Consider the following 1594-nt stretch of genomic DNA (forward strand, 5'->3'; position numbering starts at 1 on the left):
GCCGTGCCCTGGCATTCGCCAAGAGCTACGCCGACGGCTTTGACGCCGCGCTGAAGACGGGCCGCTCCGCGCTGTTCATCGGCAAGCCCGGCACGGGCAAGACTCACCTGGCCGTGGGCGTCGGGTTGCAGATCATGGAGCGCGACAGCCGTAGCGTGCTGTTCATGACCGTCATGCGTGCGGTGCGCCGGGTGAAAGACACCTGGGGGCGCAACAGCACGCAAAGCGAGAGCGAGGCCATCGCGTCGCTGGTGTTCCCCGACCTGCTCATCCTCGACGAGGTGGGCGTCCAGTTCGGCAGCGACGCCGAGCGGCTGATTCTGTTTGACGTGCTCAACGAGCGGTACGAGAAGCGCCGTCCGACGCTGCTGCTGTCGAACTTCACCCGCGACGAGGTGCAGGCGTTCCTGGGCGAGCGCATCTTCGACCGCCTGCGCGAAGACGGCGGCGAGTTCATCCCGTTCGACTGGGAGAGCCACCGGGGAGGCATGGCGTGATCGAGACGATCTTCCTGGCCGTCGTGGGCGGCCTGCTGCTGGTGGCAGGCATGCTGGGCCTCGTCGTGTCGGCCCTGGCTGCCGCGTACCGCCGCGAGCGCGACGAATGGGAGGGCGACTGATGGACGTGGTGCTGGTCAAGACCCCCAACGGCGCGCTGGCACCGGCCGACGAAGAAGCCCGCGCGCTGATCGAGAAGCTGAAGGCCGGCCAGGGCGTGCGCGCCACCATCCGCCGCGCCCGCAACGTCAAGTTCCACCGCAAGGCGTTCGCCCTGTTCAAGCTGGCGTTCGACGTGTGGGAGCCGGTGACGCCGCTGGAGTACCAGGGCCTGCCCGTCGCCAAGGACTTCGACCGCTTCCGCAAGGACATGACCATCCTGGCCGGCTTCTACAAGGCCGTTTACAACGCGCGCGGCGAGGTGCGGCTGGAGGCGGAAAGCCTGTCGTTCGCCGCCATGAGCTAAGAGCGTTTCGAGACGGTGTTCCGGGCTGTGCTGACCGTGGTGTGGAACCGCGTGCTGAAGGCCGCCGGCTACGCCAGCGAGGAAGAAGTCGAGCGCGTCGTCAATGAGCTGATGAGGTTCGACCAATGAAGCGCGCCGCCACCGCCGCCGAGAAGCGCCACATGGGCCGCGTGGCCGCCCTGGGCTGCATCCTGTGCGATCACCTGGGCTTGGGCGCCACGCCGGCGCAGGTTCACCACGTCCGCGAAGACCAGGGCGGCGCCCAGCGCGCCAGCAACTACCTGACCGTGCCCCTGTGTCCCGAGCACCACACCGGCAAGACCGGCCTGCATGGGCTGGGCACCAGAGCCTTCGAGCGCACCTACGGCCTTTCCGAACTCGACCTGCTGGCCCTGACCCTCGAACGACTGGAGGGCGGATGCCGATAGCCCAGAAGACCGTCCGCTGCATCGACTGCGCCCAGTACCGGCTCAAGGACGCCGGGGCAATGGGCCGCCTGGGGTTCGGCCTGTGCGCGCTGTCCCCGAGCCGGGCGAGCTTCCCGTCTTCCGTCTATCTCCGCCAGTGCGACAAGTTCCAAGAGGCCGCCGCCGACGTGCGCGCGGCCCGGACTGCCTGGCTCGACAAGCGC

6 protein-coding genes are annotated in these 1594 nt (G+C 68.4%); all 6 read left to right on the plus strand.

Annotated elements, in window-relative coordinates; all coding sequences use genetic code 11:
• The coding region (locus JYJ84_RS36235) for an ATP-binding protein (protein ID WP_205190260.1) at positions 1-497 on the plus strand (497 nt) is incomplete at its 5' end.
• Entirely contained in the window at positions 494-619 is a 126-nt protein-coding gene (locus tag JYJ84_RS38325) for a hypothetical protein (RefSeq protein WP_275890772.1), read from the plus strand. The genes JYJ84_RS36235 and JYJ84_RS38325, both read left to right, overlap by 4 nt.
• The gene (locus JYJ84_RS36240) at positions 619-963 is read left to right on the plus strand and encodes a DUF1367 family protein (protein ID WP_205190261.1); all 345 of its coding nucleotides are present in this window, start codon (positions 619-621) and stop codon (positions 961-963) included. Before JYJ84_RS38325 ends, JYJ84_RS36240 begins: the two co-directional genes overlap by 1 nt.
• Positions 964-978: 15 nt before the next feature.
• Complete coding sequence (locus tag JYJ84_RS36245; RefSeq protein WP_275890773.1) at positions 979-1092, plus strand: hypothetical protein; 114 nt, start codon at positions 979-981, stop codon at positions 1090-1092.
• Positions 1089-1391: a Ref family recombination enhancement nuclease gene (locus JYJ84_RS36250; RefSeq protein WP_087778505.1), complete on the plus strand. Its 303-nt coding sequence runs from the start codon at positions 1089-1091 to the stop codon at positions 1389-1391. Before JYJ84_RS36245 ends, JYJ84_RS36250 begins: the two co-directional genes overlap by 4 nt.
• On the plus strand, positions 1382-1594 hold a 213-nt coding region (locus tag JYJ84_RS36255), incomplete at its 3' end, for a hypothetical protein (RefSeq protein ID WP_205190263.1). The genes JYJ84_RS36250 and JYJ84_RS36255, both read left to right, overlap by 10 nt.

This window comes from Burkholderia sp. LMG 13014, from assembly GCF_905232215.1.
In the GTDB taxonomy this organism is placed as follows: domain Bacteria; phylum Pseudomonadota; class Gammaproteobacteria; order Burkholderiales; family Burkholderiaceae; genus Burkholderia.